Annotated in this window: 23 protein-coding genes and 2 pseudogenes; 12 read left to right on the forward strand and 13 right to left on the reverse strand. The window is 62.7% G+C overall.

The features are described from left to right. Window positions 1-7 precede the first annotated feature (7 nt). Together HH800_RS29640 and HH800_RS25785 are read left to right on the forward strand one after the other, a co-directional pair. Entirely contained in the window at window positions 8-280 is a 273-nt protein-coding gene (locus HH800_RS29640) for a 5'-nucleotidase (protein ID WP_051035837.1), read from the forward strand. After that, on the forward strand, window positions 202-654 hold the full coding sequence (locus HH800_RS25785) for a 5'-nucleotidase (RefSeq protein WP_235682151.1): 453 nt from the start codon (window positions 202-204) through the stop codon (window positions 652-654). The genes HH800_RS29640 and HH800_RS25785 overlap by 79 nt, the downstream gene beginning before the upstream one ends. A gap of 300 nt (window positions 655-954) precedes the next feature. Here HH800_RS25785 and HH800_RS25790 read toward each other — a convergent pair whose 3' ends face one another. Together HH800_RS25790 and HH800_RS25795 are read right to left on the reverse strand one after the other, a co-directional pair. Beyond that, the gene (locus tag HH800_RS25790; protein WP_169863456.1) at window positions 955-2,439 is read right to left on the reverse strand and encodes a DUF2779 domain-containing protein; all 1,485 of its coding nucleotides are present in this window, start codon (window positions 2,437-2,439) and stop codon (window positions 955-957) included. Window positions 2,440-2,474: 35 nt separating this feature from the next. Next, complete coding sequence (locus HH800_RS25795) at window positions 2,475-2,993, reverse strand: WYL domain-containing protein (RefSeq protein WP_169863457.1); 519 nt, start codon at window positions 2,991-2,993, stop codon at window positions 2,475-2,477. Window positions 2,994-3,013: 20 nt separating this feature from the next. Here HH800_RS25795 and HH800_RS25800 point away from each other — a divergent pair, with 20 nt between their 5' ends. The 4 genes and pseudogenes from HH800_RS25800 to HH800_RS25815 form a co-directional block, all read left to right on the forward strand. Further along, window positions 3,014-4,936: an AAA family ATPase gene (locus HH800_RS25800; protein WP_169863458.1), complete on the forward strand. Its 1,923-nt coding sequence runs from the start codon at window positions 3,014-3,016 to the stop codon at window positions 4,934-4,936. Continuing rightward, entirely contained in the window at window positions 4,933-5,139 is a 207-nt protein-coding gene (locus tag HH800_RS25805) for a hypothetical protein (protein ID WP_026109688.1), read from the forward strand. The genes HH800_RS25800 and HH800_RS25805 overlap by 4 nt, the downstream gene beginning before the upstream one ends. A 153-nt stretch (window positions 5,140-5,292) precedes the next feature. Then, window positions 5,293-6,579: a PD-(D/E)XK nuclease family protein gene (locus HH800_RS25810; RefSeq protein ID WP_017503506.1), complete on the forward strand. Its 1,287-nt coding sequence runs from the start codon at window positions 5,293-5,295 to the stop codon at window positions 6,577-6,579. 7 nt (window positions 6,580-6,586) lie between these two features. Then, window positions 6,587-7,318, forward strand: a pseudogene (locus tag HH800_RS25815) (integrase); the annotation flags it as partial. A 478-nt stretch (window positions 7,319-7,796) separates the two neighbouring features. Here the strand turns inward: HH800_RS25815 and HH800_RS25820 are convergent. The 5 genes and pseudogenes from HH800_RS25820 to HH800_RS25840 all read right to left on the reverse strand — a co-directional run bounded on the left by HH800_RS25820 (window position 7,797) and on the right by HH800_RS25840 (window position 12,824). Further along, the gene (locus HH800_RS25820) at window positions 7,797-8,111 is read right to left on the reverse strand and encodes a hypothetical protein (RefSeq protein ID WP_169863459.1); all 315 of its coding nucleotides are present in this window, start codon (window positions 8,109-8,111) and stop codon (window positions 7,797-7,799) included. 76 nt (window positions 8,112-8,187) lie between these two features. Then, window positions 8,188-10,539 (reverse strand): annotated as a pseudogene (locus HH800_RS25825) (Tn3 family transposase); the annotation flags it as partial. Window positions 10,540-10,630: 91 nt separating this feature from the next. After that, window positions 10,631-12,049: a mercury(II) reductase gene (merA, locus tag HH800_RS25830; protein WP_026109686.1), complete on the reverse strand. Its 1,419-nt coding sequence runs from the start codon at window positions 12,047-12,049 to the stop codon at window positions 10,631-10,633. Window positions 12,050-12,086: 37 nt separating this feature from the next. After that, window positions 12,087-12,416, reverse strand: a complete 330-nt coding sequence (locus HH800_RS25835) for a heavy-metal-associated domain-containing protein (RefSeq protein WP_004213249.1) — start codon at window positions 12,414-12,416, stop codon at window positions 12,087-12,089. Window positions 12,417-12,428: 12 nt separating this feature from the next. Then, window positions 12,429-12,824 carry a mercuric transporter MerT family protein gene (locus HH800_RS25840; RefSeq protein WP_014072602.1) on the reverse strand — a complete coding sequence of 132 codons (396 nt, stop codon included), beginning with the start codon at window positions 12,822-12,824 and terminating at the stop codon, window positions 12,429-12,431. A gap of 76 nt (window positions 12,825-12,900) precedes the next feature. On the opposite strand from HH800_RS25840, the gene HH800_RS25845 reads away from it, so the two are divergent. Both HH800_RS25845 and HH800_RS25850 read left to right on the forward strand, forming a co-directional pair. Then, a complete protein-coding gene (locus HH800_RS25845; protein ID WP_014072603.1) occupies window positions 12,901-13,323 on the forward strand; it encodes a MerR family transcriptional regulator in 423 nt (140 codons plus the stop codon). A gap of 167 nt (window positions 13,324-13,490) precedes the next feature. Beyond that, entirely contained in the window at window positions 13,491-14,051 is a 561-nt protein-coding gene (locus HH800_RS25850) for a recombinase family protein (RefSeq protein WP_017184234.1), read from the forward strand. A gap of 84 nt (window positions 14,052-14,135) precedes the next feature. Here the strand turns inward: HH800_RS25850 and HH800_RS25855 are convergent, their stop codons facing one another. The 4 genes from HH800_RS25855 to HH800_RS25870 all read right to left on the reverse strand — a co-directional run bounded on the left by HH800_RS25855 (window position 14,136) and on the right by HH800_RS25870 (window position 18,397). Continuing rightward, window positions 14,136-15,215, reverse strand: coding sequence for a Cj0069 family protein (locus HH800_RS25855; RefSeq protein WP_169863460.1), 1,080 nt, complete (start codon window positions 15,213-15,215; stop codon window positions 14,136-14,138). 88 nt (window positions 15,216-15,303) lie between these two features. Continuing rightward, window positions 15,304-15,972 carry a superoxide dismutase gene (locus HH800_RS25860; RefSeq protein ID WP_017184236.1) on the reverse strand — a complete coding sequence of 223 codons (669 nt, stop codon included), beginning with the start codon at window positions 15,970-15,972 and terminating at the stop codon, window positions 15,304-15,306. A gap of 74 nt (window positions 15,973-16,046) precedes the next feature. Further along, the gene (gene chrA / locus HH800_RS25865) at window positions 16,047-17,444 is read right to left on the reverse strand and encodes a chromate efflux transporter (RefSeq protein ID WP_017184237.1); all 1,398 of its coding nucleotides are present in this window, start codon (window positions 17,442-17,444) and stop codon (window positions 16,047-16,049) included. Window positions 17,445-17,446: 2 nt separating this feature from the next. Then, window positions 17,447-18,397, reverse strand: a complete 951-nt coding sequence (locus HH800_RS25870) for a chromate resistance protein ChrB domain-containing protein (protein ID WP_025160483.1) — start codon at window positions 18,395-18,397, stop codon at window positions 17,447-17,449. 168 nt (window positions 18,398-18,565) lie between these two features. On the opposite strand from HH800_RS25870, the gene HH800_RS25875 reads away from it, so the two are divergent. The 3 genes from HH800_RS25875 to HH800_RS29645 all read left to right on the forward strand — a co-directional run bounded on the left by HH800_RS25875 (window position 18,566) and on the right by HH800_RS29645 (window position 20,259). After that, entirely contained in the window at window positions 18,566-19,456 is an 891-nt protein-coding gene (locus tag HH800_RS25875; protein ID WP_169863461.1) for a DUF1259 domain-containing protein, read from the forward strand. Continuing rightward, window positions 19,453-19,857: a PepSY domain-containing protein gene (locus HH800_RS25880; protein WP_235682153.1), complete on the forward strand. Its 405-nt coding sequence runs from the start codon at window positions 19,453-19,455 to the stop codon at window positions 19,855-19,857. Before HH800_RS25875 ends, HH800_RS25880 begins: the two co-directional genes overlap by 4 nt. 75 nt (window positions 19,858-19,932) lie before the next feature. Continuing rightward, a complete protein-coding gene (locus HH800_RS29645) occupies window positions 19,933-20,259 on the forward strand; it encodes a Rap1a/Tai family immunity protein (protein ID WP_223178489.1) in 327 nt (108 codons plus the stop codon). Between the two features lie 326 nt (window positions 20,260-20,585). On the opposite strand, the gene HH800_RS25885 is transcribed toward HH800_RS29645, so the two are convergent. Continuing rightward, the gene (locus tag HH800_RS25885; RefSeq protein ID WP_169863462.1) at window positions 20,586-21,689 is read right to left on the reverse strand and encodes an IS110 family transposase; all 1,104 of its coding nucleotides are present in this window, start codon (window positions 21,687-21,689) and stop codon (window positions 20,586-20,588) included. 76 nt (window positions 21,690-21,765) lie between these two features. Further along, window positions 21,766-24,735, reverse strand: coding sequence for a Tn3 family transposase (locus tag HH800_RS25890; protein WP_169863463.1), 2,970 nt, complete (start codon window positions 24,733-24,735; stop codon window positions 21,766-21,768). Between the two features lie 129 nt (window positions 24,736-24,864). On the opposite strand from HH800_RS25890, the gene HH800_RS25895 reads away from it, so the two are divergent. Next, window positions 24,865-25,509 (forward strand): recombinase family protein, encoded by a 645-nt coding sequence (locus tag HH800_RS25895; protein WP_169863464.1) that lies wholly within the window; start codon window positions 24,865-24,867, stop codon window positions 25,507-25,509. The last annotated feature ends 25 nt before the right edge of the window (window positions 25,510-25,534 follow it).

Below are 25,534 nucleotides of genomic sequence, written 5' to 3' on the forward strand. Positions count from 1 at the left end.
CCCGCCTGTGGCATGGGCGGCTGTCGGCCACACCGCTGGTTTCGTTCTACCCTGCGTCACGACGAACGACGATCTCGACACTCAGCTTCGCATAGCGTTAGATTTCGACGGCGTGCTGTTGGATGACGAAGCCAAGAGTCAATATGCGGACGGCGGGCTGCCGCTATTTCATCATCATGAGACGACGAACAAGGATCGTCCGTGGAAGGGCGGACCGCTTATGCCGCTACTCCAGAAGATTTCGAACATTCAGGAGATCAAGAAGCGGTCGGGGCGGTGAACGACGCCATGAAAGCGGCGCGGGTATCGATCGTCACCGCTCGCAATGCCCCGGCGCACGAGCGCATGATGAACACGCTCAAACACGAGGGCATCGAGGTCGACGAACTCTTCCTGACCGGCGGCATCGAGAAGAAGAACATCCTCGACGTGCTCAAGCCAAAAAATTCTTTGACGATCAGCTTGGTCGCCTGGAGCCCGCCGCAAAAAGCACCCAATGTGTCCACATCCCTTTTGCATCAGGAAACCAGGGCGAATTGGTCCGGGGGGATGCGGTATGAAAGGCTGCATATTCAGAATCGAAACCATCAATCTCGTCTGCACATGAAGGGCACTCAGCGCGATATTCTGTTGGTCATGAGAGGCCCATGTTAAACCAGCGCGCGCGGATGCGGCCGGCTGGTTCCGTCGAAGCAATCCCCTCGGGAGCATCCCTTATTGCGTTCGACGTGCTCCACGTGTGCCTTCTGTCCATTGCTTCCCGCACCGTGCGAGCGAACCCTGCCATGACATTCGGGACATCGCATTCTGCGCGTGCGTGGCATCTTCAGTGCCAACGCTATGTCTATGGGCTCCCATCGTCCATTGGCATGAAGTTCTGCAACGACGTCGGACATTAATATCGCCTTTGTTATGAGGTGGGAAAGTTTGCGGCATCGGTCTCACAAGCCGGGGCTATTGCTGGGGTGCCGCCGGGATGCATTTGCCCCTACTGGTTAAGGCTCTCGCCACGAGAATCATGGCCCAGGTATCCTGCTCACAATAGGTGCGAAGCACCTCGTCGAGGATGGATCTGCGGCCGTCGGTGGTCTGTAGGGAGATCGCTTCCAGATAGGCCGCCTGCGCCTCCCCGCCGTCTTTGACCTCGAGTACCGAGTAATCGAGCGCGCTGATGGTGGGCAGGACCTGCTTGATCGACCAACTACCGCGCTGGTCGCGGTGATACCAGTGCTCGCGAGTAATCGGCAGGAGATCGACTGTCCGGGCAGCGATACCGTTCAGGCCGTGGGCCAGATCGGGAAAGGCGAGGGCCAGATCGCGCACGACGCCTTTCTCAAACGACGCGTGATATGCGATTACCGTCGCCTCGGCCGGGATCATGTCCAGCAAGGCTCGCGCGCAGGCTTCGCGCGGATCGGTTCCTGTCAGATCGAGAAACTCATGATGCGTGATCGTTCCATCCTCTGCTTCCACGTGCAGCGAGAACTGAAACGGAATCTGCTGGTACGGGCTCGTTCCCAGCCAACGCGGCACGGCGAACGCGATCGTCTCGAAATCGAGCCAGGCGCGTGGCCAAGTCCAGGCCTCCATCGCGCGCGACGCGCCTACCGCATCATGGAACGGCACGCCGGTCCGCGTAGCGCTGACGATGTCCGCATGCTTACGCGACAGCACCGCCTCGTCGAGATGGAGCAGGTCGTCGATACCCTGCTTCTGCCATTTTTCACCGCCCCGCCTGGGCAGGATCGTCACCGGCCATTCCGGCGCTGCGGGCTCGGTGCTGGCGCACCAAGCGATGAACTCGCACGAAACCGGCTTCTTGCAGTGCCGTCCGGTAGCGCAGACCGGTTCGTCGGAAGTGAGCATGTCGCGGGCCCGTATCGCAAGCTCGTCGCGGCTCGCGACGATATCGCGGATGTAGTCCGACAATTCCGCGCGCTTGAAAAGGCCATTGTAGTCGCCCGGCCGGGTCAGCACGAAGTCTCCATCGAGATGCTGTATTGCGGCGCTGGTGATCTTGAGGCCCGCCTGCTCCATGACCCAGACCTGGGTTGCGAGGTCGCCGCAGTAGTGGTCCTTAACCTGCGAGCTGCTTTTCACTTCGATCACCTGCCATCCGCCCGTGCCATCGGGCAGCAGGATATCCGCCCGCACGACGACGCCCTCATGGGCGAAGGTCGCCTCGAAGATCGGGCCGCCATGATCGGCCTCGATCAACTCGCGCGTCTGCCGGACGGCTGCCGCAAGATTCGGAACGGCTTCCACCATTATGCCGCCGGGATATTGCGCGCAGGCCAAGTCGCCCACGTCGTGTCCGGCCTGCTGGATTCGCTCTTGCACTGCACCGATCTCACCAGCCTCTGGGCTATGCACCTTCAGCCACAAGCGGCGGGGGCATTGCTCGAAGGCAGCAATGCGCGATTTGGACAGGCCGGTCATAGACAACGATATCCTCGGGTTAAGGCTGCAAACGCTTAGAGGGCGGATGCCGCCAGGGCGATGCGCTCACGCATTGTCGCTTGGAGAGCCGCGGGCGCTTCGATGCGGATGCCATCGCCCCAGGTGAACAGGTGCTCGGCAAGCTCACGAAGGCCCCCCGCCCGGAAACGGACGACGAGTTCGTCGCCATCTCGCTCGATGAGCTGACGGGAATGAAAGCGCCAGCGCAGCGCGCGTTCGACCGCCGATGGACGGACACGCAGGACGATGTCGTGCGCATCGCCGTGGAACACGCCGATGCTGTCGGTCATCCAGCGATCGAGATCCCAGTCTTCAGGGACAACCGCCGGTTGTGAGGACAACGCGGCTTGCGCGATCCGATCGACGCGGTAATTGCGCAGCGTCCGTGCCTCACCAACCGGTTTGGCAACGAGATAGGCCAGCGGCCCAGTAGCCAGACCCCAGGGCTCGACGCGCCGGAGGCGCGGCGTGGTTTCGCTTTGACTCTGATAGGCAATGTCAAGGCAACACGAGCGGAGCAGGGCCTCCTGCAAGGTGCCGATGAGCCGGCTCCGTGTTGTCTTTCGTCCAGGAGCGCCAATCAATCCTGGAAATTCCGGCAACCCTGCTGGAAGGCGCCGAACCGCAACCTGCCTCCTTGCGTAAGCTGGCAGCCGATATCGCCATTCGCGCGCCGCGCCCTACGGACCTCGACAAACGCCTGGCATGGCTGGTGGCAGCGATCGGCCTTGATCGCGTCGAACTGGCGATCCTGAGCGTGATGGCCCGACGCGAGATCTTCACCAGCTGGCGCGAATTGTTGGACCTGTTGCCGATCCGATCGAGCAATCCCAATGTCGCTGTACTCGCAGCCGCCACCGGTCACCCCCTGGCCGAGATCGACCGGCGCCTTGCTCCCGGGGCGTCGCTGCTGCGCGCACGGCTTCTGCGCGACGACCGTGATGGAGAGTTCGACGCCTGCAACCTGCTCAAGCGGCTCGCGCGCTCGCATGTCCGCAGCGCCGATGAGATGATGGCCTGGCTGGCTCCTTCCGCCCCAGTCAGCACGCTGTCTTATGAGGACTTCGATCATCTTGGCTCGCGGCGGGATCTGGCACTGCGCTTGGTTGCGGAGGGGCGGCCAATCTCGATCCTGCTGCATGGCGAGCCTGGCACGGGAAAGACGGAGTTCGCGCGCCTGCTCGCCGATCGCTGCGGGCGCCGTGCCACCTTCGTTGGCCTTGCCGATGAGGATGGTAAGGAGCCGGACCGACGCGAGCGGCTCGCACATCTGGCGCTGCTGCGCACCCTTTGCGTCGCGAGTGGTGACCGCCTGCTGGTGGTGGACGAGGCCGATGACGTGCTGTCCCTGAACCGGCGTCGGGATGCGTCGAAACAGTGGTTGCACCGCGCCATCGAGGCGCCGGTCGTGCCCACGGTGTGGATTCTCAACGATGCGCGCGAACTGGGCCGGACCCTGCTGCGCCGCATTTCCCTGGCGATCCGCTTCGATCTGCCGCCGCTCAGAGTGCGCGAGCGCATCGTCGCGCGACAGGCCGAACGTCTCGGCCTGCCGCTCTCGCAAGGTCCGTTGCGGCGCTTGGCGGCGGTCCCTGCAAGCCCCGCGCAGCTGACGATCGGCCTCGACGTGGCGAAGTGCGGCGGCGGCATCTCCGACTCGAGCGATGCGATCGCGAGCGTGATCGAAGCCATGGGCGGCAAAGCCCGGCCGGAACGCGTACCAGATGCGCATTACGATCCACGCTGGTCCTGCGCCGACGTAGATTTGACTGGCCTTGCCGGAAGGTTGCGGGCGGCGACCGATCGTAGCTGGAACGTGCTGCTCTCCGGGCCCTCGGGGACCGGCAAGACCGCCTATGCGCGCCATCTTGCCCACGAACTCGGTCTTGATGTTGAGGAATGCCGCAGTGCCGACCTGCTCGGTCCCTACATTGGCGAGACGGAGGGCAAGATCGCCGCCGCTTTTGCTCGCGCCGAAGCGCGAGGCGCGCTGTTGCTGATCGACGAGGCCGACAGTTTCCTGTTTCGACGGGAGGCCGGGCAGCGATCCTGGGAAACTGGTCTCGTCAATGAGATGCTGCGGCAGATGGAAGACCGGCGGTCGCCCTTCATCGCGACGACGAATATGGCCGACCAGCTCGATCCGGCCGCGCAGCGGCGATTCACCTTCCGCATCGGTTTTTCGGCGCTCGATCCAGTCAGAGCACGTGGTTTGTTTCACGACCATTTCGGAACTGAATGGCCGGCGCGGTACGGTTGCATCGATGGCCTTGTGCCAAGTGATTTTGCCCTGGTCGCCAGGCGCGCCCGCCTGATGGACGAAAATGATCCAATCAGACTGGTCGATTGGCTGACCGAAGAGGCTCACGCCCGGGGAGAGGGCGCCGAGCGGCGAATTGGTTTCCACCTACCCACGGGCAGCACCTATCCCAGCCAGAGGCGCCCCCTCACTGCGAACGCAAGGAGTGATGCATGAACATCCAGTATTATCGTGACCGGCACGGCAACCGGATCGGCCACAGCATTCCGATCGGAATCATCGAAGTCGGCTATCTCAAGAACGGGCAACGGGTAGGGTATTACGATCCCAGGGTGGATGTGACGTACACGCCGTGCGGTTCACGCGTTGGGTTCGGAAATTTGCTGGTGGGCCTAATAATGCGGCAAAGCTGCTCCTAGAAAATTAATCAAGCCCCTCTGGGCTAACGCTCAATCACCGTATCTACACCGATAATTAACAGTGGGCGGCTAACCGGTCCCCCGCCAATTCGACAATAGCGCCCAAAAGAACTGGGCCTAATTACTTCGGCGAGGAAAGTGTAGGAACGCGCAATGATCAATATCAAGTTATTCTATGACAACAATCAACCTGCGATCGATTTCCTGCTCGACAATTTTGCCAAATGGCAGCCTGATTCCATCGCAAGCGCAGCGCCCGATGGCGCATTGGCGGCATTGGCCGGTGATCCGGCGTTCCAGGCAATCGCCGCGGCTACGGTGCGGCCCAACATGTTCGTCGCCACGGGCAACATGACCCGCGAATCGCATCACAGCAATTTCCTCGCCTGGCTGCTATCCCCGCGCGAAAACCATGGCTTCGGCACCGATATCTTGCGCACACTGTTTCCGATCTTCGAGCATTCGCGCGCTGAGGACATCGTCGTGCTGCGCGAACACGTCGCCGACCTGTTCGAGGACGAGGAGACCGCTGAGAAGGCCAGCGGTCCGCGCGGTTCACGACCTGACGTGCTCGTCTATGATCCGGTGGCACGCGCGATCGCCGTCATCGAGGTCAAGTTTGCGGCTAAGGAGGGTGATCGCCAGCTCGAACGCTATTTCACCTGGGCGACGCGGCATTTCGCATCCTACCATGGTGATGCACGCGGCTGGGAACAACAGCTCGTATTCCTAACCCGCCGCATCCCTGAGGCCGCGAATTGCGACAGCACCGGGGACTCGCTCGTCGTGACCAATCTCGTTTACGAGACGCTCTCGAAACAACTGGCACCGTTCGCACACAGCGGCGCCGCGGGCGCCAGCGCGGTGCAGGACTACATCGATTTCCTGGCGTTGCACGCGTGTCCGCTCGAAAGCATCCACAGCAAAGGCGCGACCTCGCTCGTCGTGGAGCACGAACCCGTGTTGCGCGCGTTGCATCGTCGTCGGCATGCGCTGCGCCGCGAAGCCCTCGGCGCGCTGGCCCCCGATCTCGCCGCACTAGGATGGGTAATCGATGCGGCGGCACTGGCCACCAATACCACTAAGGTTCGGCTTCAGTATCTCCCCGCGGATCGGGATTCGAGTTGCTGGCATGCCGAATGCGGTGAACTGGAATGGGGCATGGGCGTTTTCGTCAACGGGCCGCCTGCACTCACCGGCGAATTGCGGGCGGCTTCGTCCGCCCGGCGCGCGCAATGGGTGACCCGACTGGGCCAAGTGGTCAGCAATTCCGATCATAAAAAGCGGGTGCTTACCGTCAAACTGGCGCTGCCCGCGCAGCAACGGCCGTTCCCGTTGACCACCCATACGTTGCCGATGCTGGTCGATCACCTGCGGGTGCGGCTGCGCACCCAGGTGGCCGAGCACGTCCAGCGGATCCGCACTGATCGGCCTCACTGAGGGGTCCGGTTTGATTGTTAGTGGATTGCTCGAAAGCTGTGGTGGTGACCTGCCGGGTTTGCGGGATAGGGCGCTGCTGTCGGTCGCCTACGATACCGGCCTGCGGGCCTCCGAACTGGTGGCGGTTGAATTTTCTCACATCATTGAGGCGATAGACCCTGAGGCGCGCCTGCTGATGATTGCGCGCAGCGAAGGCGATCAGGAAGGGGAGGGGGCGACGGCCTATCTCTCACCGCGATCCGTGCGGGCGATCGCGGCCTGGCGGGCGGCAGCGCGGATCGAGGTAGGGACGATCTTCAGCCGTGTGCAGGTGCGGCGTTACAAGGCGCGCAAAGCCGTGCCGGGGCGGCGGATCGAGAGCATTTCTGGGCGCGAGGCATGGGATCTGCGCAAGACGCTGCCCAGGCCCGCCGTAGCGGCAAGGATCGAATATGATGTAGGGCAGGGGGCGCTGCATCCTGGCTCGATCGGGCCGATTTACCGGGCGATCATTCAGCGCGCGTTTGATGCTGGGGTGCTGCCCGATCTAACGAAGGATGACCTGGACCGGCTCCTGAAGGGGGTGAGCGCGCATTCCACGCGTGTGGGGCTGAATCAGGATCTGTTCACCAGCGGCGAGGATCTCGCTGGCATCATGGATGCACTGCGGTGGAAATCCCCTCGCATGCCGCTTGCCTATTACCGTAACCTTGCCGCCGAGCATGGCGCGGCAGGACGCTTGATGACGAAGATGGAATGACTTGGCCTGCGACTTTGCTGCCGTTCGCAAGCGATGGATCGGAGGGCAGCTCTTGTCAGAACCCGATATTCATCGATCGTTTGGCCGGCAGGATGACCAGGGGCCGACAATCCGCAGGGGTTCGCAGCCGGTGGCAACCGGCAAACGGGCCGTCGTTGACCCCATAAGCTATATAGTAAAACGATCCGACACTAGGAGGCCGAAAAAGGTCAGCATCGACTTCTCGTGCCGCGCCGCCCTGAAAGCGATCATGCCGATCAGCCCGGCGGGCAATCGCTCGATTATGATGATAGCAATGGCCGCCGCCCATTAGGCCGAGCCAAGCGGCGAGAGGAGGCCATGGACCAGCGAATCGCCGAACAGGATGAGCACGACTATCATCGCACCGGCGCAGTTCGAGGTACTGCTTCACTCCCCGCGAACCACTGGCCGCGAGTATCGTTGTCACGGTTGCAAGGAGAGAGCGATGGCGCAGGATTCAGCTTGGGTGGCAGTCTCGGAGTTTGTGCGCAATCCCGGCATGGTCGGCTCGGCCGTACCGGCGAGCGCGCGCATGGTTCGCCGCATGCTCGCCCCGCTCGACTGGCAGCGCATCAGCATTCTGGTCGAATATGGTCCGGGCACGGGGCGTTTTACCTTCGAAGCGCTGGAGCGCATGCGGCGCGATGCCGTTCTTCTGGCGATTGAGACCGGCGAAAGATTCGTCAAAACTTTGCGGCAGCGCTGCGACGATCGCCGGCTCATCGTCGTTCAAGGAACGGCGCAGGACGTCAATCGCCACCTTGCCGAGCATGGACTGGGCGAGGCCGACTGTATTTTAACGGGCTTGCCCTTCTCGACGCTCGAGCCGGGCGACGCCGATGCGATCAAGCGATCGAACCCAGCTTGCGGTCGCCAATATCGCGCAGCCGGGGCGCGAAGCGGAACCCGAGTAGGTGGCAGAGTGCGAAAACATGATCGGTGGCGCCGCCGGTATCGGTATAGTGCTCATGCAACGGAAGGTTGCCGGCGCCCAGGACAAGCCCGTCGAGCACGTAAGGCGCTTCACCTGCCGTCGCGGACATGATCCGTGATCCGAATGATGCGAAGTGATCGGAAAGGTGAGAATAGATTTTCACGCCAGGTTCGGCGCCATATTTGGCATTGACGTCCGCCGCCCCTGAACGGCTCCGCCCCGACCGGAAGAACTGGCCATCGGATGACGAACTGGTGCCAGCGCCCCAATGCCGCGCGAAGGGTAATTCGTGATGGGCTGAGATGATCATGGCCAGCGCGGCCTGATAGTTCTCGGGTGAAAGATACCAGTTGTGGGTCCATGCGAGTTGGGCATAGCTGACGCCTTCGCTGGCATTGGCCATCCGCTCCAGCCCGAGGTTGGTGCCATCAGCCAGAATTGCGGCGAGTACCGTGCTGGGGTTGTCGTGCTCCTTGCCTGAGCGCAGGTCACGGAATGCGTTCAAAAAACCAGTGCGTTCGGCGACTTCAAGCAGCAGCTCGGTGATGCGCACGCGGGGAAGCAGGGTATCGAGCTTGCGATCGAGGGCTTCAGCTTCCGGTGGGGTGACAGGCGGCATTTGCTGAAGCTTGAGCCGGTCTCGTTCGAGCGACACTCCCTCAAGCTTGTTTGTTTTCAACTGCTTGGCAAATCGGCGCAGCCGCCAGTCAAGATTTCGTGCCCGGTCAGCGAGGTAGGATGCAGCATTTGAATCGAACGGAAGCACATCCGCCACTTTGGCGGCGTCGCGCCGACCCAGCAAATAGGCATCGAAGCGCTGATAGTTGCGGGTTCCCTCGATCCATACATCACCGGCGCGCAAACGATCACGCAAGGTTGCCATGATCGCAATTTCATAACGTCGGCGGTCGATACGGCCGCTTTCGGTGATGAGACGCTTCCACTGCCGATTGGGGAATGGCAGTGGAACGCCATCGGGAAGGTCGCGCGACTTTCGTGTGTTCGCATCGCGAATGACATCGATGGCTTTGATCAGTGCCGTCCCTGTTCCAGACGCCTTGAAGGTGAAGGCGTCCAGAAATGCCGGGCTGAAACGCCGTAGCGTGGCGTAACGCTCGGTTGCCGTTACCAGTGCGTCCTCGCCGGCAAGATCAGCAAGGGCATCTACTTGGGCCTTTGCCGCAACAAGCCGGTGCCAGCCCACCGCTTCGTCAATCAATTCGAGCGGATCGCCGCCATTCTGGACAGCCTCATCAAGTGCTGTAATCGTGGCGCCAAACAGCCGCATGAGTTGCCCCACCGACTGAATACTATCTTGGTAGCGACGCTCGCGCCCACGCCGCGCGCGCGTGAACATGCCGCCGATAAGTCGGTCAAACATTTGGATCGCGGCATCGGCAAGTCTGGCCTCAAGGTCGATCACTGCGGCCGTCAACGTCGCCCGCCTGCGATTGACGCTGTAATCCGAAAGCAGGAATGCCGGTGCCACGCCGCCCTCGCGGACAAATTGGGCAAAGCGGAATTCCGGAATGGCGCCCCCAACTACCGGGTGGATACCTATGCCGCGAACATAGCGCAGGCGCTCAAGCAAGCCATTGATATTGGCCGCAGTCGGGGCTTCTTCGAAATTACGCAACCACGCCAGCGGTGTCATGCCGAAATCCGGGTTGTTGATTACGAGTTCGTCTAGCCGTGTCAGTTCAGCAGAGCTGAGGCCTTCGACGATTGCGGCTGCGGCAGCTTTGCGTGCGCGTGCCCGGCCAGCAAGACCGGCGCGTTCCAGTGTGTCGCCTGACGGAAGAATGAACCGCTCACCCTTCAGGCCAACCATGAGGGCGCGAACAATCGGTTCACCTCTGTCTGTATACTCGGCGGCTTGCGCGGCAAGATTCAGGGCAAGTGCCAGGTCGCCGCGTCGAAACGGGCGTATGCCAAGATAACGCGCCACGAGATCGGCATGATCGGTACGGGTTTGCGCGCGCTGACCATATGCAGAGAAGGAGGAAGGATCGACGAATAACTGTGCCGCGAGGTACTGAAGAATGACGTCGGGAAGCCCGATCTCGGGTTGCAGACCAAAGCCGGGATGTCGCATCAAAGCGATTTGTGCAGCCAGACCGAGGCGATTTGCTGGACCATAGCGGCGCCCAACCAATTCAACATCTTCCGCAGAAAGGGTATAATGCCCAATGATCGCGGTTTCTTGGACAGGAGGATCGAACAGGCGCCGGCGCTCGTCTCCGGTCAGAAGTCGGCGTCGTGCCATTTTGCTCTCCCGCTGAGGCGAATAACAAAATTGACACCAAAGCGGCTTGCACTGGAGGGAGGCCATTCGTTGCCGGTTGATCCCCGAGCAATCACCCGGCGCAGCAAGACAGTTTGGCGACATCCTTATCAAACGTTTGGGCCGCCAGTTTGAGGCCTTCCACAGTGGTCAGGTAAGGAAATATCGTTGCACCCAATTCCAGGGTGGTCATGCCGTGTTTGATCGCCAGCACCAGTGTCTGGATCGAATCCGCGCCTTCGGGTGCCATGATCTGGCCGCCCAGCAAACGGTCGTTCGCCTTGTCGGCAATCAGTTTGATGAGACCCCGCGTATCGCGTGCTGCCAGTGCCCTTGGCACAGCATCGAGCGGGAGCAGCGAAACCTTGATGTCCAGGCCTTGCGCCCGTGCTGTCGTTTCAGTGAGGCCGGCGCTGGCGACTTGCGGGTCGGTGAAGACGACGGATGGCATGGAGGAATTGTCGTAGCGGTATTGGTTGCCCGTCACCGCGTTGCGCGCGGCCAGTTTTGCGCCATAGGCGGCCATGTAGACGAACTGGTCCCGTCCCGTTACATCGCCCGCCGCGTAAATGCCTGGAACCGACGTTTCGAGGTGGTCATCGACGACGATTCCACCATTACGGGCAAGCACTATGCCGCGCTCCTCCAGCCCAAGCCCGTCGCTATTGGGTCGGCGTCCGGTGGCGATGAGCACCTGTTCCGCCGCGACGGTGTCACAATGCCCCTCGCAGGTCAATTCGACCCCGCTCTGTGTTTGGGCGATACGCTGATAGCCGACACCTGCGCAAACCCGCACGCCCTCGGCTTCCAAATAGTTTTTCAGCGCGGCACTCACTTCCGGGTCCATTTCGGGGAGCAGGCGGCTTCGGCAGCAGATGGTGACATCAACGCCCAGACGCGAAAACATCTGTCCCAGTTCTACCCCGATCACCCCGCCACCGATCACCAGCAGCGATTTGGGCAAGCGATCCAGCGCCAGCGCCGATGTGCTGGTTAGGTAGGGCACGCTGTCCATCCCCGGAATCGGCGGCACGGCGGCGTGCGCACCCATCGCCAATATGACCTTGCCGACCTTCATGGGCGCATCGCCGACAATCAGCGCACCATCGGCAAAGCGTGCCTTGCCCTCGATATAGCTCACACCGTCATAGGCGGGCAGCAGATCGACATATTTTTTTTGGCGCAGCGTCGTGACAAGATCGTCCTTCGACGCCGCCAATACGGACCAGTCATCCATCTGGACAGCGCCCCCAAGGCCGGGAAAGCGCGCGGCGGCAAGCCCACCATGCACCGCTTCGGCGGCGCGGATCAGCGTCTTGGAAGGAACGCAGCCAACATTGACACAGGTGCCGCCAATCGTGCCGTGACCGACGAGCGCCACTTTCGCGCCCAGATCGGCAGCGGCGATCGCGGCGGAGTACCCGGCAGAACCCGCGCCGATGACGGCCACGTCAAATCCTTCCTGCCCGGGGCGGTTGCAACAGTCGTTCATTGCTTATCGCTTTCTTGAGGCGCTGGCGGCGCCCCGCTCAGTTTTGAATAGCGCGCGCCGGATAACCCGCGTTGGTTGATGCAGCGGCAATCGCAGCAGCATTGGTGCGGCGCGGGTTATAGGTTGCGCGCGCGGTCTTGGCTGCGAAATCGACCGTGACCGCCGTTACCCCGGCGACGCCTTCCATCGCCTTCTTCACGGTGATCGGGCAGGTGGCGCAGGTCATGTTCTCTATGGCAAAGGTGGTTTGCTTCTGAGCGGTTGCGGTAGCCGCGGGGCGATCTTGCGCCGTGCCACTAACTGCATAGGCGACCCCGCCGCCAGCCATAGCCAGCACGGCCATAGCGATACATACTGTCTTTTTCATGGGTATTTCCTTTCAATAGAACCAGGGTGCCCACCAGTCGATGGTGAGCGCCAGGATGGCGACGGCAAGGCCCAGCCACAGCACCGCCTTGGTGGTCCAAGCCGATTGTGGACGAGCGCAGTAGGAACCGTCTTCACAGGGCGGTTTCGGCTTGAAATAGACATGCCAGAAGCCGTAGCCGAGCAGCGCGAGCGTTACGCCTGCGACATAGGGCTTGTAAGGTTCGAGCGCCGTCAGGTTGGCGATCCACGCGCCGGAAATTCCGAGCATAACCAACAGTAGCGGGACGACGCAGCAAGCCGAGGCGAGCCCCGCGCCGATCAATGCGCCCGCCGCAACCCAGTTTGCCTGCTTCGGCTCGTGGTTTTCGGTGAGGGCTGGCTGTCCCGCTTCCGGCGTTGAGACCATGGCTTGAATCCCTTGTTCCAACTGAGTGATTCGCAGTGTAGGCTCTGTAGCCACTACAGACTCAAGAGGTATTTTCATGGAGCAACAGGTCGGCATCTTGCGTGCCCAGCTTGCCCGGAAAACAGGCTGCAATCTCGAAACCATCCGCTATTACGAGAAGGTGGGATTGCTGCCGGGGCCGCCTCGCAGTTCCAACGGCTACCGCGTCTATTCGCCGGAACTGGTGCAAAGGTTGCAGTTCATCCTGCGCGCGCGCGACCTTGGCTATGCAATGGATGAGATACGGTCATTGTTGTCGCTCACCGATACCGGTGCACAAACCTGCGCGGAGGTTATGGCGAGAACCGAACTCCACCTTGAAGATGTCCGCCGCCGCATTGCAGATTTGCAGAAGATAGAGGTGACGCTGGCGACCACGTTAGCCAGATGCACTGGAGATGACGTTGCCGAATGTCCCATCCTGGAAGCACTCCAGTTTTTACCCCATCAAGGCAATTGACGCCATCTTTGAGGGATTTGATTTTGTGATGTCAGCTTGGAGTATAGCCTAACCGGACGTCAGGATGCAGCGGCGGTTTCTGTCAGGATAGGGTTATGGCAAGCATTTATTGACGCATGTTCCGCCGTGTCATAGAATTCAACCTGACATTTTGACCGGAGGCGGCGATGAAAGGCCAGAGGATCGGTTACGTCCGGGTGAGCACATTCGATCAGAATGTCGATCGCCAGTTGGACGGGCAGTCGCTCGACCGGATTTTCACCGACAAGGCATCGGGCAAGGACATCAACCGCCCCGAACTCGATGCCATGCTCGCCTTCGCCCGCGAGGGTGACACCGTCGTGGTCCACAGCATGGATCGATTGGCGCGTAATCTCGACGATCTGCGCAAACTGGTTCAGTCCCTCACCAAAAGAGGCGTCCGGATCGAGTTCGTGAAGGAAAGCCTGGCCTTCTCGGGCGAGGATTCTCCGATGGCCAACCTGATGCTCTCGGTCATGGGTGCGTTCGCCGAATTCGAGCGCGCCCTGATCCGGGAGCGGCAGCGCGAAGGCATTGCGGTCGCCAGACAACGCGGTGCTTATCGCGGGCGGAAACGTTCCCTCTCCGACGAAATGGTCGCCGAGCTGCACCGCCGTGTTGATGACGGCGAGCGCAAGGCCGTCATCGCCCGTGACCTGGGGATCAGTCGCGAAACCCTCTACCAGTATCTCCGCGCTGCCACCTGAGCCGGTTTCACCCAGCCTCGCTCACCCTTAGGCTTGTCTGATTGATACGACCAATGTCACGTCTCTTGAATTGCTTGAATCATATCAATGAGGATTGGAGGTCTCCTTCGTCAAACGAATGGCAAGAGCGCGACCGATTGCCGCTGCGGCGACTGGCTGGACGGCGCTTGGCGGAAATGGTGCAACCGAACTAGCATTGATCTCGCAAAGCGCATAGGAGCCATCGCTGATGGCTTCACCAAGGCGAAATAGGAAGTCGGCGTCCCAAAGAAGCGGAAGATCGTGGTCGGCGATCGACAGCAACCTTTGCATCTCTGGAATCCAGCGATCCTCCATCGCTTTCCGTAAGGCTGCGAAGCGCGTCACCTCCGGTCCGAACATGGCGCGGCCCATCGGCTGTGGGGTTGACGACGTTGTATCAATGGCCGTTGGCGTCATCAGCGCAGTGATCAGGTTGTGCCCAAAGCCAACCACTCGGTGCCCGCACACGTAGCAGCGGACCATGCCCTCGGACGACTGCGGCTGATAAGCCTGATCGATCAGCACGCCGCCGTCGTTTAGAAACGGCACCCACCTTTCCAAGCACTCGGCTAGGCTGATGCGCTCCGATTTGCTTCCTTGGCGGGCCTCTTGAACTTTCACCGACGTTTTCAAAGCCGGAGCGTTTCCCGCTTCGTCTAGTTGGACACGCCATACATTCCTGCCGCCGTTGCCGTAGTTCGGCTTCAGCACGCGCGGGCCTGCGGCAAGATGTTCGGGGAAACGAGCGCGAAGGCCTTCAGCGTCCACGTATCGATTGACATCGCTGCCCCATTCCATGGATCGCGTTGTGTAGAGCACTTCCTTGACGCCGATTTTGGCGATCACGTCAGGATGCGCGCTGACGACAACGCCGCACCCCGCGACTTCGCGCAGCATTGGATCGAGCTGCGAGCGGTCGCCTGAAATGTCCAACGGATTCACCCAGACCAGCACTGCGTCGCACGACAGCAGCTCGTCCCGAATCTCGCGAACCGCCTCGTCCCTGTACAGTACAGGCCTTGCGGTCGCCCCGAGCGCCCGCAAGGCCTGCATTATCGGCCACTGCCGGGCTTCATGAAAGCGATGCGTCCACTCGGCTGCTTGCCCACGCCAAAGAAGAGCGATGTTCGGGCCGGATGTCATTGTTGCATCTCCCCATCGGACCTGTCCCCTTTGTGGTCGCGAACTCAGGTGTCGCGCAGCAGTGGGTGTTAAGCCACGGCGGTCGGGTTCAGCCGCCGCCGCGCAAAGCCGCGGCATAGCGCCGGTCGACCACTTCCCAGTCGATGTTGCGGAAGAAGGCGTCGACATATTTGGCGGCGGCGGTGCCGTAATCCATGTGGAAACTGTGCTCGTACATATCGAGCGCGAGCAGCGGCACGCCGGCAATCGCACCGTGCATATGATCCCACGCCCAATGGTTGTGCAGCGAGCGCGTGTGGAGATTGTAGACGAGCACGCACCAGCCCGATCCGCCGGCAAGGCTCATCCCGGTACGGCGGAAGTCGGCTTCCCAGCGGTCGAACGAGCCGAACGCCGCGCCCAGCGCGTCGCGGATGGAACCGGCTGCCTGGCCGTTGCCGCCGAGCCCGTCGAAATAGACCTCATGGAGCACGACCGAGCCGGTGCGGTGCAGCTCCTCGCGCTTCAATCCGCCATAGACCACCGGCGGCAGGTCCGTGTCAGCGAGCGCGGCGGCAAGTCGTGTCTCGATCATATTCAGGGCCTTGACCGAGCCCGCATAATTGTTCTCGTGGTGCGATGTGATCAGCCTTTCGGAGAGGCCGTGAAGCCTGGCGGGATTGAACCTGAGCGGCTTGACCTGATGATTTCCGGCAAAGGCGGGGACAGCCGCCGGCGCTGCGGCCGGCGTCTGCGCAGAGGCTTCGTTGATAGTCATGGCGGCGGCTCCGATGCCAAGAGTTGCGATTGCACTGCGTCGGGAAAGATGGTCGATCGTCACGCGTCACTCCTTCAGATGATCATTACATATGCGGCCCCGAGGACCGAGCAGACGCCGAGCACCGGCAGCATGCCGGCCTTGAACCGGAACATGGCGAGTATCGCACCCACCGCGAGCGCCAGCGCCGGCCAGTTGACGGACGTTAGGACTGGGAGATCGATGGTGCCGGCTGCGAACGGCACTTCGCGGACTTGCTCGAACAGAGTGTGGATACCAAACCAGACCGCCAGATTGAGGATCACGCCGACCACTGCGGCGGTGATCGCCGAAAGCGCGGCCGACAATGCGCGGTTGCCGCGCAGCCGCTCGATGAATGGCGCGCCGGCGAAGATCCACAGGAAGCATGGCAGGAAGGTAACCCAGGTGGTGAGGATTGCGCCGAAGGTCGCGGCGACGAGCGGCGGCAGCCCGGTCGCTTCGCGGAAGGCCGCGAGGAAGCCGACGAACTGCGTCACCATGATCAGCGGCCCGGGCGTGGTCTCGGCCATGCCGAGCCCGTCGAGCATCTCGCCGGGCTGGAGCCAGCCATAGGTCTCGACTGCCTCCTGCGCGACATAGGCGAGCACCGCATAGGCGCCGCCGAAGGTCACCACCGCCATCTGGCTGAAGAAGGTGGCGATGCGGCTGAACACGTCGTCGGGGCCGAACGCGAACAGCAGCGCTGCGACCGGCCCGAGCCAGAGCAGCAGCAGGACGCCGGAGATGCGCAGCGACCAAGAGAGGTTCGGCCGGGCATGGTCGGGAAGGCCCTCGCCAAGAGCGGTGTCGCGGTCGTGGATTATCTCAGCGCCGGCGGGACCATGTCCGCCGCCGCCCTTGAATGCGGCGTAACCAGCGCGGCCACTGAAGAAGCCGATCAGCGCGGCGGCAAGCACGATCAGCGGGAAGGGCACGTCGAGCACGAAGATCGCGACGAACGCCAGCGCGGCAAAACCGCGCATGACGTTGTTCTTCAAGGCACGCGAACCCACCCGGACCACCGCCTGTAGCACCACCGCCAGCACGGCGGCCTTCAATCCGAAGAACAATCCCTCGACCAGCGGCACTTCGCCGAGCAGCACATAGACATAGCTGAGCCCTAAAATCGCGAGGAAGCCGGGCAGCACGAATAGCGCGCCCGCGACCAGGCCGCCCTTGGTCTTATGGAGCAACCAGCCAATATAGACAGCTAGCTGTTGCGCTTCAGGGCCGGGCAGCAGCATGCAATAGTTGAGCGCGTGGAGGAACCGCTCCTCGCCGATCCAGCGCTTCTCCTCGACCAGGATGCGATGCATCACCGCTATCTGGCCCGCCGGTCCGCCGAAGCTGAGCAGCGCGACCCTGATCCAGACGCGCACCGCCTCGCCAAAGCTGATGCCGTGCTCGTGCAGCGTCTCGACTGCGATTTCAGCGCGTGCGCTGGCCTCCATCTTTAGTCCTCTTTTCGCCGGGTGAAGTGAGCATAGAATCCGTCGAGCGCGGTCGATCCGCGCGCGATCCGCTCCTCGTCGTCGTCGGTGCCGGCACAGATGCCGGCGATAAGCGCGCTCACTCCCGGAGTTTCCGGGCGCTCGAACCGAGCATCGGCAATATCAAGGTCGTGAACAATTTCGCCGAGCGCCCGCAGCGCGGGGTCGGTCTCGAGACCGGTGAGGAACACCAAGGTCTCGAAGGAGCAGCGGTCGCCTTCGTGGGTGAACTCAGCGTCCGCCATGTCGAACCTCAGTTCGTCAGGCTCCGGCACATATCCTTTGCCCTCGACGAACTTGAAGCTCGCCTCGGGGTCGATGAAGCGGCGAATGAGCCAGGCGGACGCGATGCGATCGACATGGACATGGCGGCGCGTCACCCAAACGCGGCGCTTTAGCTCCGCCGGGGTCAGCTCGGGCGCACCGGGGCCGCTCACATCGGGATGTTGGTGAGAGCGGCGGTCCGCCTCGGTGATGGCGGCCTGTGCCGCCTGCCGACCATGCGCACCGAAAAAGTCGATCGCGGCGACCTCGTTCAGGCGTTTGCGCAGGCGGCCCACATCCGCCGCCGCGACATACTCGCCCTCACACAGCGCGCGCGCCTCGCGTGCCAACTCCTCATAGTCGGCGTCACGCGCAGCGTCGAACACTCCGCGCAGCTCCGCATCGCCCATGCCGCCGACAAGGCGCGCTTCGAGGATCAGCGCCTCGCCGCCATTTTCGGTGATCTCGCGATGCAGTTCTTCGAACAGCGCGCGCGTGTCCTCGCGATTGGGGAGCGCATGGACGGCGTTCTTGAGCGGCGCGGCCCCGATCGCCTGCAAACGCCGCCAGACCTTCACCCGCAAATAGGCAGGCTTAGCCGGAAGCTGCGGGATCAGGAGCAACCAAGGGGAAGCTTGTGTGTTTGTCATAGTTGTATCGTCACTAGCCTACAAGTGTAAGGGTTGCATCACAAGCCTCATGAGCATAGGACTGCTTATCCCGAAGAAAGAAACCGGAGCGTAATGTCGCGGCTCGCCGGCGGCGCGCTCGCATGACGTGAGGCTTTCCGTGTCGAGTGCGCTGATGAAGGATCAATTATGCTGAAAAAGACCATCGCCTTGGGATTCGCCAGCCTCCTGCTGGCAAGCCCGGCATGGGCAGCGCCGGACTGGTCGGCTGTCGACCGGGCGATAGGACGAGCGGGGGCCGAACAGCCGGGGGGCGTTCACCGCTACAGCTTCCCGCGTTCGGACCTGAGCGTCACGCTGGATGGGGTGACGATCAAGCCCTCCCTCGCGCTCGGCTCTTGGGCGGCGTTTCAGCCGATGGGCGACGAGGCGATGGTGATGGGCGATCTCGTGCTGACCCACGACGAGGTGAACCCCGTTTTGAGCCGCCTGCTCGCAAGCGGTTTTACGATCACCGCGCTCCACAATCACCTGCTCCGCCCTTCGCCTGCGACCATGTACATGCACATTGCCGGCCACGGCGACCCGGTGAAGCTCGCGGCCGCGCTCCGGCAAGCGCTATCAGCCAGTCGGACCCCGCTCGCCGCGCCGCAATCGCCTTCGGCCAGCGCAGCCGCATCGCGGCTCGACCTCGATGTGGCCGCGCTCAACCGGTTGATGGGCGGTGAGGGCAAGACGGCCGGTGGCATCCTCCAATACAGCTTTCCGCGCGCCGAGCGGCTGATGGACGGCGATATGGAGACTCCGCCGACGATGGGCACGGCGACCGCGATCAACTTTCAGCCAACCGGGGACGGCCGAGCCGCCATCACCGGCGATTTCGTACTTGTCGCAAACGAGGTCGATCCGGTCCTGCGCGTGCTGCGGACGAACGGGATCGAGGTCACGGCGCTGCATAATCATATGCTAAACGACGAGCCGCGGCTGTTCTTCATGCACTTCTGGGCCAACGACGACGCAGCCAAGCTCGCCCGTGGGCTGCGCGCGGCGCTCGACAGGATGAACAATCAGAGGAGTTGAACTCGGACGACGGCTCATTGGGCCGTAACCGCCGCCCGCCCGACCCCACGGCCCTTATGCAGGAAGTGGAATGGAACATGGGTAGCAAACGAACTCTCACTGTTGTCGCAGGCGTGGGCGCGGCCGCGCTGGCGATCGCGGGCGTGGCGATCGCGCAAAACCACGAGGCGAACGAAAACCGGATAATCGGCAAGCACAGCGAACGAGACATCCCGCTTGCTCAGGTGCCCGAGGCCGCGATGAACGCGGCACGCGCGCAACTCGCGTCAATAAGCAAAGCGGAGCAAGTCACCCGAAAGGCGGACGGAAGCACGCTCTATGAAATCAAGGGCAAGAACAGCGACGGAAAGACGATCGAACTGTTCGTCACGCCCGAAGGCCAGGTGCTCGGCCGCGAATGATGGATCAGCACGGGGCGCCGGCCGTCGAGGGCCGTGCGCCCCTTCCGAAATGATACTGCGGAATAGGAGACGAAAATGCGGCCAAGGCGATGGATATTGTTATGCGCCGCTTTGGCCGCCCTGCCTGATAGTGCGATCGGCCAAACCGAACCCGCGTCGGCGACGGGCTCGGCGTTGTTCGTAAGCTGTCAAGCGAATGAGCCGCGATGCGGCGCTTACCTCCAAGGCGTGCTCGACATGATGATCGTCGCGCGAAAAGCGGAATGCCGCGCTCCACGCTATGACCGATCGGCGCTGCGCGCGGCATATTTACGCTGGGCGGAGCAGAATAGCTATTTTATGAGTGTTCATATGGTGGCCGGAGCTGAACGCTCGTTAGCGAAGGCTTGGCCATGTCAGTAGCATCGTACCCCGCGGCGTAGCCTGCCCGGCGGCTGCCTTTGAGGGCAGGCGGAGCGTCCGCCTGGCGGTGAATTCCGCCAGCTCAACGATCCCATGTCGCGCCTCAAGCTCGCTAATTAGCCGATGTTCGCATTATGTCTGCCAAATCGTTGTCTGGCGCACAAACCTTGAGGTGACGCCTACCGCATTTCCCATTTCCGTCGTGGGCCTTCCTCTCTCTAAGCACGGGCATCGGTCGAAACCTGCCCCAACGTACGCCGAGGGTTACCCATCTTGCCTGGTCTTCGCGGCACGCCCATCAGGTCCAATAACTTGAGATGCCGTCGTCATGCGGGCTGCATACGTCGCCCGATGTCCCAGACAAATCCCACCAATTCGCGAGCGATCGCCGTGATGAGCTTCGGCAAGGGCTTCCCGGACGCAGCCAACATCCGGTAGCGCTGGCACAGTCGGACTTGTGCTTTCCAGGCGATGGCTTTGACTTCATCCGGCAGTCCCTCGACCCGGGCTCGATAGCGGCGTTCTTCCCGCGCTGGCAGTCGATAGGACCAGGCCGCCTCCACCAACATTGCTCGCGCTTCGCGGTTGCCGGTCTTCGTTATTGCGCCTCGGCGCGTCCGGGCACCACTCGACGCTTCAGACGGGACCAGCCCCAGCCAACCCATGAGCTGTTTTGGGGTATCGAACCGACCAAGGTCGCCTATTTCTGCAACTAAGGTGGCGGCGACAATCAAGCCGACACCCCGCAAGGCCTGCAGAGCCTGAACCAACGGCGCCAGCGACCAATAGGGCAATGCCTCCACCAGCATTGCATCCAGTCGGTCGCAGCGCTGCTGTGCTTCCTCGATCCGGCGGATGCTCTCGCCGAATACGAATTGCTGGTGAGGTGCATCAAACGCCTGCTCACCGAGCCAGCGCCAGTGCGCCTTGGTCCAATTGGATCGACCGGCGAACTTGCGCCCATGGCGCAGAAGGAAGCTCAACAACATCTGCCGGCCAGCAACCAAATCGTGTTTCGCCTGGCGTCGCCCACGAATCAGATCACGGATAGCCTCGTGTGCCTCGTCCGGGACCCAGATCGCCGTCAATTCACCAGACCGTAGCAATCGGGCGAGCGTCATCGCGTCACGTCGGTCGGTCTTTATCCGGTCCGCAGGTTTGCGCGGCATGACCGATGGCGCAATCACGCTACATTCCGCCCCCAGATCGACTAACTGACGATGAATTCCGTAGCCACAGCCGCCTGCTTCATAACAGAAATGCAGCGCGACATCCGGGCTGCTCAGTCGGGCCACCAGACGCCGGATCGAATCCTGCGTGTTGGGTATGGTCCCGTAGAACCGGATTTCTCCAGTCCGACCGTCATCGGCGAGCGCAACTGCAATCGTCTCTTTATGGACATCGAGACCGACAAACTTGCTGATCGACATTGTCCTTCTCCTTCCTGACAAGCTGAGCTTACGCCCCACCTGCCTCGAAGCGCGAGGCGAATGACGGTCATTGGGTCTAAGCGTCGCGGCCGGTCTGGTGGAGGCGCAAGGGCCTGAACCGTTCGCGGGGTTTGTCCATCTCACTCCACAAATAATCGCCGGTGAGGCCAATGTGCTCCCAGCCCAGCGGCGCGACATGGGCGAGCAGTTCGTCCGGCACCTCGACACCGCTGGCGCGCAAATACCGGACGGCGCGGTCGAGATAGACGGTGTTCCAGAGCGTTACGGCAGCGGTGAGAAGGGTTAGCCCGGAGGCACGATGGCGCTGGTTCTCGAATGTGCGGTCGCGCAATTCGCCGAGGCGGTTGAAGAAGATGGCACGGGCGAGCGCGTTGCGGGCCTCACCCTTGTTGAGGATGCTGCCGGTGCGACGCCGCTGTTCGGGATCGTCGAACCAGTCGAGCATGAACAGGGTGCGCTCGATCCGCCCGATCTCGCGCAACGCGCGGGCGACCGGGTTTTGACGTGGGAATCCGGCCAGCTTGCGGAGCATGACCGAGGCGCTGACGGTGCCTGCGCGGATGGAGGCGGCGAGCCGCAGCGTCTCGTCCCAGTTCTCCTCGATCGCGCGGACGTTAACCGGGCCGGCGACGAGCGGGCGTATTGTCGGCCACGGATCGAGCGGCGAAAGTCCGTACAGCCTGCGCTCGTTGAGGTCGCGGATGCGCGGTGCGAAGCGGAAGCCGAGCAAATGGCACAGGCCGAAGACATGATCGACCGCCCCGGCGGTATCGGTCGCATGTTCGCGGATTACCAGTTCGCTCTCATGGTCGAGCAGGCCGTCGAGGACGTGCGCGGCCTCGCCGACGTTGGCGGCAATGACCTTGGTGTGGAACGGCGTGAAGCGGTCGGTGACGTGGGTGTAGAACAGCACGCCGGGTTCGGTGCCGTAGCGGGCGTTGCGATCGGCGCGCGCCTCGCCCTGACCGCCGGCACGGAAGAACTGCCCGTCCGATGACGATGTGTCGCCTGGTCCCCAAACCGCAGCGAGTGGATGCGCGGTGTGGCAATCGACGATCGCCGCCAGTGCCGACAGATAGGTTTCGTCACGGACATGCCATTCCGCCGTCCAGCGCAGACGGGACAGCGTCAGCCCACGCGAACTTTCCGCCATGCGGCCCAGCCCGAGGTTGGTCGCATCGGCGAGGATCGCACCCATCAGCGCGGACTGGTCGGAGGCCGGCTCGCCGCTGCGGGCATGGACCAACTGGTCGGCGAAGCCCGACCAGGCGGCGACCTCGACCAGCAGATCGGTGATCCGCACACGTGGCAGCATCGCGTAGAGCCGCGCCTTCAGCGCCTCGACATCGTCAGACGGTGCTCGCCGGATTGGCGAGATCACCAACTGCCCGCGCTCGATCGTAACATCGACCAGCTCGCCCGTCGCGGCTGCGCGCTCCACCTCGGTCATACGCCGGGTCAGCAGGGTGCGACGATCCTCGTACCATTCAGCAAAACCAGACGTCACGGCCAGGCGAAGGCTGCCATCGGCTCGCATCGTGGCAAACGCAGGGGTCGGCAGCAGGTAATCGTCCAGCGTGCGATAGGCGCGACTGCCGTCCACCCAAATGCTGCCCGAGCCGAGCCGTTCGCGCAGGTGGACGATCACTGCGATCTCGTAGGCGCGGCGGTCGATCATCCCTTGGGACGGCTCCACGACCTTGCGCCAGCGCGGCTTGATGAAGCTGGTCGGCACCCGCTTCGACAGGACCGAGCGGCCGTCGCGGTACATCGTCCGCAGCGCCTCGATCGCGCTGAGCAGCGGATCACCCGACCGCGCGGTGCGGAAGGTGAAGGCGGCGAGGAATGTTGGGGCGAACCGCCGCACGGCGGGATAGCGCTCGATCACTTCCGCCAAACCGTCGTCGGCCGACCGGGTGAGATCCTCGGCGAAGCGGATGCTGCGTTCGAGCTGATCCCAGCCCACCCGGTCGTCGATCGCGTGGAAGGCGTCGCGTCCGGTCGCGCGGGCTTCGATCAGCAGGCGACCGAGCCGCGCATGGAAGCGGGCGGTGTCCTTCAGCATCCGTGCCTGCCCGAGCAGACGGTCCGAGCGTGTGCGATCGGCGCGGCGGAACAGGGCCCCCACCATCTTCTCGACCATGACCAAGGCGGCATCGGTCAGCGCCGCCTCCATCTCGATCATGGAGGCGACCAGCATCGCGAGCCGACGCGGGCGTTCGAGACGCCGGAGGTGCTGCGCGGTGACGATGCCGGCCGTCCGTGCGATGACGGCGTAGCGGGCGGCATGGATGCGGCGCGCCCGATCGGCTGCGATTCCGATGCCGCGCACCGTGTCGAGCCGCTCGACGATGCCTTTCAGGTTCGACGCCGATGGTGCTTCCGGCCACGCCCGTATCCAACCAAGCCGGGTGCGACCATTGTCATCGGATATGATCAGGCGTTCGAGCGCCGCTATTTGTTCGGTCGAGCAGTCGCGGATCAGCCCCGCATGCGCCGCCTTGCGTGCCTGCGCCCGTACAATGAGGGCGAGCCGTTCCAGCGTCGATGCCGCCGGCAGCACGATCCGGTCGAGCCGTAGGCGATCGACCATGCCGGCGACGATCGCCTCGCCCCGATCGGTCGAGGTGGCGATCTCCGATCCCAGCGCCAGCATCGATCGCACGTCGATCCGGTCGAAGGCGCGCAGACCGAGTTGGGCTTCGATCTCGGCGCGATGCTCGCGCAGCGTCGTTGCGCGCGCAGAATAGTCGGCGAAGTCGTCGGTTCGACAACCGATCTGGTCGGCGAGCAGCGACAGCATGGCGGCAGGCACCGGCTCACCCGGCAGCAGGCTGCGTCCCGGATGATGCAGGTAGCAGAGCTGCACCGCATAGCCGAGCCGGTTCGGTCCGCGCCGGCGCCGCGCCACCTGTCCGAGGTCATCGGGGCCAAGCGTATAGAGCCGTTCGATCGTCGCCCGGTCGGCAGGCGGATCGAAGATCGCGCTACGCTGCGCGGGCGACAATATGGTCCTGGACGGCATCGGCTTCCTGTTTGTCACGCAATAGGCAAGCGCCCCTGTTCACGGAGCATAGACCACAAGACGGGTTATGTGACATCATGGCGATCGATTGACGGGCAATGCCGCTCCGTCACGCAGACGGACGTATATGTGACAACGCAGATTGGTTACGCACGGGTGTCCAAGGCGGACGGCAGCCAGGTCCACGATCTCCAGCGCGACGCGCTCATCGCAGCCGGCGTCGATCCCGAGCATATTTATGAGGACGCCGCGTCGGGCCGACTGGATAAGCGACCGGGGCTTGATGCCTGCCTGAAGGCGCTGCGCCGCGACGACACGCTGGTCATATGGAAGCTCGACCGGCTCGGCCGCGATCTGCGCCACCTCGTCAACACGGTGGGCGACCTGACGAAGCGCGGTATCGGCCTCAAGGTGCTTGCCGGCGAAGGCGCATCAATCGACACCACGACTGCCAACGGCCGGCTGATCTTTGCGATCTTCGCCGGCCTCGCCGAGTTCGAGCGCGAGCTGATCGTCGAGCGCACCAAGGCGGGGCTGGCATCCGCTCGCGCTCGCGGCCGCAATGGCGGGCGGCCATTCAAGATGACACCTGCCAAGCTCAGGCTTGCGCAAGCCGCGATGGGCAAGCCCGAAACCAAGGTCGGCGAGCTGTGCCTCGAACTCGGCGTGACGCGCCAGACCCTATACCGGCATGTCACGCCCAACGGGCAGATCCGGCCTGATGGCGAGAAGCTGCTCGGTCGCAGAATTGTAAAACGCAACGTGCCGACCTGATCGGCAGCAATCGCTTGTAAGCAGG

This window comes from Sphingobium yanoikuyae (assembly GCF_013001025.1).
Lineage (GTDB): Bacteria > Pseudomonadota > Alphaproteobacteria > Sphingomonadales > Sphingomonadaceae > Sphingobium > Sphingobium yanoikuyae_A.

Coding starts and splice junctions, on each gene's coding strand:
- HH800_RS25790 (WP_169863456.1), bottom strand. CDS start 2,439: ATGACCGGCCTGTCCAAATCGCGCATTGCTGCCTTCGAGCAATGCCCC.
- HH800_RS25805 (WP_026109688.1), top strand. CDS start 4,933: ATGAACATCCAGTATTATCGTGACCGGCACGGCAACCGGATCGGCCAC.
- HH800_RS25810 (WP_017503506.1), top strand. CDS start 5,293: ATGATCAATATCAAGTTATTCTATGACAACAATCAACCTGCGATCGAT.
- HH800_RS25820 (WP_169863459.1), bottom strand. CDS start 8,111: ATGCTCGGCAAGGTGGCGATTGACGTCCTGCGCCGTTCCTTGAACGAC.
- merA (WP_026109686.1), bottom strand. CDS start 12,049: ATGAACGACTGTTGCAACCGCCCCGGGCAGGAAGGATTTGACGTGGCC.
- HH800_RS25835 (WP_004213249.1), bottom strand. CDS start 12,416: ATGAAAAAGACAGTATGTATCGCTATGGCCGTGCTGGCTATGGCTGGC.
- HH800_RS25840 (WP_014072602.1), bottom strand. CDS start 12,824: ATGGTCTCAACGCCGGAAGCGGGACAGCCAGCCCTCACCGAAAACCAC.
- HH800_RS25845 (WP_014072603.1), top strand. CDS start 12,901: ATGGAGCAACAGGTCGGCATCTTGCGTGCCCAGCTTGCCCGGAAAACA.
- HH800_RS25850 (WP_017184234.1), top strand. CDS start 13,491: ATGAAAGGCCAGAGGATCGGTTACGTCCGGGTGAGCACATTCGATCAG.
- HH800_RS25855 (WP_169863460.1), bottom strand. CDS start 15,215: ATGACATCCGGCCCGAACATCGCTCTTCTTTGGCGTGGGCAAGCAGCC.
- HH800_RS25860 (WP_017184236.1), bottom strand. CDS start 15,972: ATGACTATCAACGAAGCCTCTGCGCAGACGCCGGCCGCAGCGCCGGCG.
- chrA (WP_017184237.1), bottom strand. CDS start 17,444: ATGGAGGCCAGCGCACGCGCTGAAATCGCAGTCGAGACGCTGCACGAG.
- HH800_RS25870 (WP_025160483.1), bottom strand. CDS start 18,397: ATGACAAACACACAAGCTTCCCCTTGGTTGCTCCTGATCCCGCAGCTT.
- HH800_RS25875 (WP_169863461.1), top strand. CDS start 18,566: ATGCTGAAAAAGACCATCGCCTTGGGATTCGCCAGCCTCCTGCTGGCA.
- HH800_RS29645 (WP_223178489.1), top strand. CDS start 19,933: ATGCGGCCAAGGCGATGGATATTGTTATGCGCCGCTTTGGCCGCCCTG.
- HH800_RS25885 (WP_169863462.1), bottom strand. CDS start 21,689: ATGTCGATCAGCAAGTTTGTCGGTCTCGATGTCCATAAAGAGACGATT.
- HH800_RS25890 (WP_169863463.1), bottom strand. CDS start 24,735: ATGCCGTCCAGGACCATATTGTCGCCCGCGCAGCGTAGCGCGATCTTC.